Below are 6,889 nucleotides of genomic sequence, written 5' to 3'. Positions count from 1 at the left end.
CATCCGCGCCGGTATTCTCGGCGTCGACAGGGGGCAGAAGGAAGCCGCGATGAGCATCGGAATGACCGGGCTCCAGACGATGCGCGACAGCGTGCTGCCGCAGGCCTTCAAGAGAATGATCCCGCCCTTGGTGAATCAGGCGGCACAGACGATCAAGGACACCTCGCTGCTGGCTCCCGTCGGCGTTGCCGAGCTGGTCTATAAAGGCGAGATCGTGATCGCCGCGACCTTCGCTTCCTTCACGATCTGGGGCGTCGTTGCCCTGCTCTATTTCATCGTGATCTTCTCCGTGTCCAAATGCGCGGCTTATATGGAGAGGAGGCTGCAAGTTGATAAACGTTAAAAACCTGTGCAAATCCTTCGGCCACCACGAGATTCTGAAAGGAATCACCAATCATGTGGAGGCGCGGGAGGTGGTCGTCGTCATTGGCCCCTCGGGCAGCGGCAAAAGCACCTTTCTGCGCTGCCTGAACGGGCTGGAGACGGTCACCAGCGGCGAGATCGAGATCGCCGGGATGAACCTGACCGACCCGAAAACCAACATCCATAAGCTGCGCCAGCATGTCGGCATGGTGTTTCAACAATTCAATTTGTTCAAACATCTGACGATTCTGGACAACATCACCATCGGGCCGCGCAAGGTCAAGAATATCCCGGCGGCGCAGGCCAACGAGACCGCGCGCGAGCTGCTGGCCAAGGTTGGGCTGCCCAACAAGGAAACCCATTATCCGGATGAGCTTTCCGGCGGGCAGCAGCAGCGCGTGGCCATCGCCAGGGCGCTGGCCATGAAGCCCGACGTGATGCTGTTCGACGAGCCGACATCCGCGCTCGACCCTGAAATGGTGGGGGAAGTGCTCCAAGTCATGAAAAATCTCGCGGTCGAGGGCATGACCATGGTGGTGGTGACCCACGAGATGGGATTCGCGCGCGAGGTCGGCCACCGGGTGATCTTCATGGATGGCGGCTATGTCGTCGAGGAAGGCAAGCCGGCCGAGCTGTTCTCGAATCCGCAAATGGACCGGACGAAGAACTTCCTGGCGAAGGTGCTGTAACCGCCGCCGGCATGCCGGGGCGGGCTTGTCAGACCGTCCGGCAGAAATCCACGAAGGCGCGGACCGCGCCGGACAAGGCGCGCTGGCTGGGGTAATAAAGATGCCAGCCAGGGTAAGGCGGGGAAAACGCCTCCAGCAGCGGCACGAGCCGCCCGGCTTCTATATGGGGCCGCAGGATATGCTCGACCCAGAAGGCGATTCCCACCCCTTGCAGGGCCGCCGCCAAGGCAACCTCCCGGTGGGAGACGACCAGCGGCCCGCCGACCGCCACGGCGAACCAGCGGCCATCCTTGGCGAATTCCCAATTATAAATGCCCGCCCGCCCCGGCGGACGCCAGTTGATGCAGCGATGCGCCAGGAGATCCGCCGGGGTTTCCGGCGCGCCATGGGCCTCGATATAGGCCGGGGAAGCCACGGCGAGCTGGCGCATGTCGCCTGTCAGGCGCAAGGCCACCATATCCTGCTCCAGCAATTCGCCAATTCTGATCCCGACATCGAATCCGGCCTCGACGATATTCGTCACCGCGTCATCCACCGTGATGTCGAGCAGAATGTCCGGGTAGGCCGCATGGAATGCCCCCAGCAGCTTCTCGACGAACATCGCGCAGGCCATGGAGGGGGTATGCAGCCTCACGAGGCCAGCAGGCTTGTCACGCAGGCTGGCAATGTCGTCCAGAGCCGCCTGCATCTCCGCCATGGCGGGCTTGAAGCGGGCATGAAGGCGCTGGCCCGCCGCCGTCATGGACAGGCTGCGCGTGGTGCGGTTGAGCAGCCGCACCCCCAGGATCTCCTCCAGCTCGCGGATGATCTGGCTGAGCGTGGGCGGCGCGATGCGCAGGCGCGACGCCGCGCGGGCGAAATTGCCTTCCTCCACCACCGTGACGAAAGCACGCAGCCGGGCGAAATCATTTCCGCGCATTATATCTCCAAATCAAAATATCCTATTTTGATTATATCATATTAAGCTCATTCACTGGCCCTTCATATTGAGCCCGGCGCGGGCGGACCGCGCATGCGTCTGGAAGCCAGGGGAGAGAGGAATGGATATCGATATTGCCATCGTGGGCGCGGGTGCCGCCGGAATCGGCGCGGCAAGGCGGCTTTCGGGCAGCGGGCTCAAGGTGACGATGATCGAGGCCGCGCCGCGCATCGGCGGGCGGGCCTGGACCCTGGACATCGCGGGGATCCCGCTGGATATGGGCTGCGCCTGGCTGCATTCGGCCAGCCGCAATGTCTGGACCGGGCTGGCGGAAACAGCGGGCGTGAAGATCGACCGGAAACCCTCGGGCTGGGCCGTGCAATATCAGGATCTCGGATTCACCCCGGCTGAGCAGCGCGAGGCGTCGGCAAGCTTCGAGCGCTGGACCGAAACATTATTGACGGCTCCGCCCGCGAGCGACATCGCCGCCGAGGCGCTGGAGCCGGGCAATGAATGGAACAACCATATCCGCACCAAGGTCGGCTATATCAGCGGCGGCGTGCTGGAAGAGATGTCGGCCAAGGATTACGCCACTTACGAGGCGGCCTCCACGGATGAGAATTGGCGGCTGCCGGGCGGATATGGGGCGCTGATCACCTCGCATCTGCCCGAAGGCACCAGGCTGCGCCTTTCGACCCCGGTGCAATCCATCAGCCTCACCGGCGGCGGCGCGGCGCTGGAAACCAGTGCCGGCACGTTGCGCGCCAAGGCGGTGATTCTCACCGTCTCCACCGCCATGCTGGCGGGCGAAACGATCAAGCTGCCCGCCGGTCTGGCCCCGTGGCGGGAGGCCGCCGCGAACCTGCCGCTGGGGCGCGATGAAAAGGCGATCCTGGAAGTGGTGAAGAACGGCCCCTTCGCGCCGGAGACGCATCTGTTCGGCAATCCGCGCGACCTGAAAAGCGTCAGCTACAATATCAGGCCCATGGGGTATCCAACCATCGAATGCTATCTGGGCAACGACAGCGCCGCGATCGTGGCGGAGGAAGGGCCTGCGGCGGCCTTCGCCCATGCCATTGACGGGTTGACGCGATTGTTCGGCGCGCAAGCGCGCGACTGTGTGCGCCCGCTGATCACCACGGGCTGGACGCGCACCACCCATATTGGCGGCTCCTACAGCTACGCCAAACCAGGCCAGGCCGGCGCCCGGCGGACCCTGGCACGGCCATTTGAAAATCGCCTGTTCTTTGCTGGCGAGGCGACGAGCCCGCTGGACTACACCACCGCCCATGGCGCCTATGAAAGCGGCATGCGCGCCGCCGGGGAAGCGCTGGCGACCTTGCGGCCTCAGCCATCTTTATAATTTTCCGGTTTGGGGAGCGTTTACCGACGCTCCCCAAAACATTCCGCGATTTTCAAGGAAATTTATGAAGCGCTCACCGCGATCCGGTGCGTGCGGCGGTGGTCTACGCCTCGACCCTGCCCAGCGCGCGGATGGCCGAAAGATCCGCCAGCATGCCCGAGGACGCACGAATGCGATCCGTGATCCGCCCTTTCAAGGCCAGGAAATCCGGCTCCATTTTCAGCGCCAGTTCACGCCGGGGGAATGCGATGGGCCAGACGCTGTCGATCCGGCCCGGCAGCGGCGCCAGAACCACCACGCGGTCGGCCAGATAGACCGCTTCCTCCACGTCGTGCGTGACGAACAAGACGCCACAGCGCTCAGTCTCCTTCACATGCAGGATCAGCTCGTGCATCACCTCGCGCGTTTGCGTGTCCAACGCGCCGAAGGGCTCGTCCATCAGCAGGAAATCCGGTTGCGCCATCAAGGCCCGGGCGATGGCCACGCGCTGACGCATGCCGCCGGACAGCTCGCTCGGGCGGGAGGCGCTCACCCGTGCGAGCCCCATCAGATCCAGCAGCAATTCCGCCCGGCGCGCCGCCTGCGTTTTTTCCTCCCGGTTCTGGCTTTTGGCGTAGGTTCTAAGCCCCTGGGAGAATTTGACATTCTCGATGACGGACAGCCAGGGATAGAGGCTATAATCCTGAAACACCATGGCGCGGTCTCGCCCTGGGCCGGTCACGGGCTGGCCGTTGATGGTCACCTTGCCCTTGCTGCGCGTCTCCAGCCCGCCAATGATCCGCAGCAAGGTGGATTTGCCGCAGCCAGAGGCGCCGACAAGCGCCACGAACTCCCCCGCCGCGACGGACAAGGTGATGTCGCGCAACGCCTCGAACGTGCCGAAACGCTTGAACAGATTTGTGACTTCCAGCGTGCTTGTCATTTCGTCCACGGGAATAATTTGCGGTGAAGAAAGCGAAGCCCCTGGTCGGTCAGCAACCCGATCAGGCCGATGACGATGATGCCGACGAAGATCTTGCCGGTTTGCAGAAAACGCTGGGCCTGCAGAATGGCATAGCCGAGCCCGGAATTCGCCGCGACCATTTCCGCCACCACCAGATAGGTCCAGGCGAAACCGAGGGTCATGCGCATCGTATCGAACATGGCGGGCATGGAGGAGCGCAGCAACACCTTGCGCAGAACCTCGCCATTGGTGGCCCCCAGCGTGCGCGCCGCCTCGATCTGCGACATCGGCACGCGCGAAACATCGTCCGACACCATCAGCACCATTTGAAAAAACGTGCCGATCCAGATGAGCGCGATCTTCGAGCCTTCCCCGATGCCGGCCCAGAGCAGCACCAGCGGCACGAACGCCACCGCCGGAAGATAGCGTGAAAATTCCAGCAAGGGTTCAAAAAACGCGCGCACCGGCTGGAACGCGCCGATATAAAGCCCCAGCGGCACCGCCATCACGGCGGAGAGCAGAAAGCCCGCCAGCACGCGATAGACGGAAATGGCGGTGTCGCTCAGCAGATCGTTCTGCGTGGCCCAGATATAAGCCTGCTTCACCACCGCCACGGGGCCGGGCAGGAAGAGCGGCTCCACCAGTCCGCTGCCGGTGATGCCCCACCAGGCGGACAATAGCAGCAGAAAACTGGTGACCGCGATGAGCCGGTAGATCAACGGGCTGAGCTTGCCGCGCACGGTCCAAACCGGACCGGTTTCAGGCACCGGCATCCGCACTTCGGTGGCGGCACCAGGCAAGGAGGAAGACAGCATGTCCGGACTTTGCAACATTCTACTCCCGCCAGCGTGGAAAATCGTCTCGTGACCGGAAAAAAGCGAGGTCATGGTTGGGCCATGGCTCGGCGCCCGTCTCCGCGGCAAGGCTCTTCAGATGCCGGATGGAGGCCAGCGCCCCCGCCTCGTCATCCTTGTAGCAGAGCCCAGGAGCGATCTCCTCGTCAAGATTTTCCTGCAGATCCGCCGCGTCGCCGCAAAGCAGGATGGGCTTGCCCTTGGGCAGCTCGATCAGCATGGACATATGCCCCGCCGTGTGGCCCGGTGTTTCGATGGCGCGAACGCCGGCAAGCAGATCGTAATCGCCGCAGGCGCAGCGCCAATGTTTGGCGGGGGCCAGGTCTTCCGCGAAATAGACCTGATCCGCCGGTTCGCGCGCGGCCTGCAACTCACGCTCATGCACATGCAGCTCGGCATGGCAGAAATCATGCAGACCACCCGCATGATCGAAATGCAGATGGCCGAGAAAGACGAGATCGACATCCTTGACCGACAATCCAAGCGCCGCGAGGCGGCTGGGCAGCCTGTCTTCCTCACGCATCTCCGGCGCGCCGAAAGCGAAACCGCCGTAAAATTTTTCCCGCTGGAGCGGATCGTCGATCTTTCGATAATCGCAGCCGACATCGTAAAGGATACGGCCATTGGCGGTTTCGATGAGATAAGCGAGGATCGGCGCCTCGATGATCTCCCCATGGCCACGATGGCGGGTGGAGATCGTCTTTTCGTAGGCGTATGTGCCGGTGAGCAGCGGCCAGAATTTCTTGACCTGTGTCATCAGACCGCCGTGAGGAACGAAACGCCGACGGCACCCAGAAAATCATGCGCGCGGTCACCCTGGGCATGCACCTCGCCATAATCGGAGGCCAGAACACGCTTCACGCGGTTGCGGTGATAGCTGGAGAACAATGCGCGCGCCGGCAGCACCTGGGTCTTGTCCGCGCCGTAGAGTTTTTCGTGCAGGGTGGGCAGCTCGTGCCAAGGCACGGCCGGGCGGGCATGATGGGCGTTATGATAGGCGAAATTCAAGGTCAGCAGATTGAGCAGCGGATGGGAAATGGACAGGACATTGCTGTAGGTATTGGCCTGTTCATAGGCGCGGTCGCGTACTTTCGCCGCGGGGGCGGGCGCGAGGGAGCTGGAGACATAGACATCGAACGTGTGCTGATACGCATCCATGAAGCGCAGCACCTGCAGCATGATCAAATAAGCGACGGCGTAACAGATCAATGCGCGGAGCGCGAGGATGGCGAGCACCGCGAAGAAAGCGAGGCGCGAGGCCAGCAGGATCGTCGCGCGCCGGCGCATGGCCGGGCCGCCCTTATATTGCGTGACGATCACCAGCGCGTGCATCAACAGCTCGACGGCTGGAATATAGGCCCATTCCAGCGCCAGCACGACATTGCGCATCCAGGCCGGCCAATGGCGCAAGATCTCACGATAATCGAAGGTCGTGACATCGAGCCTGTCGGCGTGATGGCGAAGATGCTTCTCCTTCAACCCGGCATAGGACGCAAAGCAGGCGCCGGTGATCCAGGCCATGATCTCGCCGCCCAGATCGTTGCGCGACATCTTGGCGAAGATCGAGCCATGCGCGAATTCATGGATGAAATAGGCGCAGACGACGAGCGCATGCGCCAGCAGCAGCGTGCCGGCCACGTTGAGCGCCAGATTGTGCCGGGTGATGAATAGCAGCCCCGCTCCATAGCAAAGCAACGCATAAACCAGAGCCGCGAAATTATATTTTGCGCTGCCGGGATAACGGAACAGGGCCGCCAT

At 62.6% G+C, this 6,889-nt stretch carries 8 protein-coding genes; 3 read left to right on the top strand and 5 right to left on the bottom strand.

The genetic code is table 11. The features are described 5' to 3' along the window. Both AB7D48_RS16440 and AB7D48_RS16435 read left to right on the top strand, forming a co-directional pair. A partial coding sequence (locus AB7D48_RS16440) for an ABC transporter permease subunit (RefSeq protein WP_427981404.1) occupies positions 1-343 on the top strand: 343 nt, incomplete at its 5' end. Further along, a complete protein-coding gene (locus AB7D48_RS16435) occupies positions 330-1,052 on the top strand; it encodes an amino acid ABC transporter ATP-binding protein (protein ID WP_427981402.1) in 723 nt (240 codons plus the stop codon). The genes AB7D48_RS16440 and AB7D48_RS16435, both read left to right, overlap by 14 nt. Before the next feature lie 28 nt (positions 1,053-1,080). On the opposite strand, the gene AB7D48_RS16430 is transcribed toward AB7D48_RS16435, so the two are convergent. After that, positions 1,081-1,971 carry a LysR family transcriptional regulator gene (locus tag AB7D48_RS16430; protein WP_427981399.1) on the bottom strand — a complete coding sequence of 297 codons (891 nt, stop codon included), beginning with the start codon at positions 1,969-1,971 and terminating at the stop codon, positions 1,081-1,083. A gap of 121 nt (positions 1,972-2,092) precedes the next feature. Between AB7D48_RS16430 and AB7D48_RS16425 the strand changes: the two genes are divergently transcribed. After that, complete coding sequence (locus AB7D48_RS16425) at positions 2,093-3,334, top strand: flavin monoamine oxidase family protein (RefSeq protein WP_427981397.1); 1,242 nt, start codon at positions 2,093-2,095, stop codon at positions 3,332-3,334. A gap of 103 nt (positions 3,335-3,437) precedes the next feature. Here the strand turns inward: AB7D48_RS16425 and AB7D48_RS16420 are convergent, their stop codons facing one another. Genes AB7D48_RS16420 through AB7D48_RS16405 form a run of 4 tightly spaced genes read right to left on the bottom strand, consistent with a single transcriptional unit; the run spans position 3,438 to position 6,889 of the window. Beyond that, on the bottom strand, positions 3,438-4,256 hold the full coding sequence (locus tag AB7D48_RS16420; protein ID WP_427981406.1) for an ABC transporter ATP-binding protein: 819 nt from the start codon (positions 4,254-4,256) through the stop codon (positions 3,438-3,440). Further along, the gene (locus AB7D48_RS16415; protein ID WP_427981395.1) at positions 4,253-5,110 is read right to left on the bottom strand and encodes an ABC transporter permease; all 858 of its coding nucleotides are present in this window, start codon (positions 5,108-5,110) and stop codon (positions 4,253-4,255) included. The genes AB7D48_RS16420 and AB7D48_RS16415 overlap by 4 nt, the downstream gene beginning before the upstream one ends. 1 nt (position 5,111) lies before the next feature. Further along, positions 5,112-5,888: an N-acyl homoserine lactonase family protein gene (locus tag AB7D48_RS16410; RefSeq protein WP_427981392.1), complete on the bottom strand. Its 777-nt coding sequence runs from the start codon at positions 5,886-5,888 to the stop codon at positions 5,112-5,114. Continuing rightward, a complete protein-coding gene (locus AB7D48_RS16405) occupies positions 5,888-6,889 on the bottom strand; it encodes a fatty acid desaturase family protein (protein ID WP_427981390.1) in 1,002 nt (333 codons plus the stop codon). Before AB7D48_RS16405 ends, AB7D48_RS16410 begins: the two co-directional genes overlap by 1 nt.

Source organism: Acidocella sp. (genome assembly GCF_050253495.1).
Classification (GTDB): domain Bacteria; phylum Pseudomonadota; class Alphaproteobacteria; order Acetobacterales; family Acetobacteraceae; genus Acidocella.
This window is presented reverse-complemented; position numbering and strand designations above follow the sequence as displayed.

Bases quoted from the DNA above. Each gene is read 5' to 3' on its own strand.
- AB7D48_RS16430 (WP_427981399.1), bottom strand. From the start codon at position 1,971: ATGCGCGGAAATGATTTCGCCCGGCTGCGTGCTTTCGTCACGGTGGTG.
- AB7D48_RS16425 (WP_427981397.1), top strand. From the start codon at position 2,093: ATGGATATCGATATTGCCATCGTGGGCGCGGGTGCCGCCGGAATCGGC.
- AB7D48_RS16420 (WP_427981406.1), bottom strand. From the start codon at position 4,256: ATGACAAGCACGCTGGAAGTCACAAATCTGTTCAAGCGTTTCGGCACG.
- AB7D48_RS16415 (WP_427981395.1), bottom strand. From the start codon at position 5,110: ATGTTGCAAAGTCCGGACATGCTGTCTTCCTCCTTGCCTGGTGCCGCC.
- AB7D48_RS16410 (WP_427981392.1), bottom strand. From the start codon at position 5,888: ATGACACAGGTCAAGAAATTCTGGCCGCTGCTCACCGGCACATACGCC.
- AB7D48_RS16405 (WP_427981390.1), bottom strand. From the start codon at position 6,889: ATGGCGGCCCTGTTCCGTTATCCCGGCAGCGCAAAATATAATTTCGCG.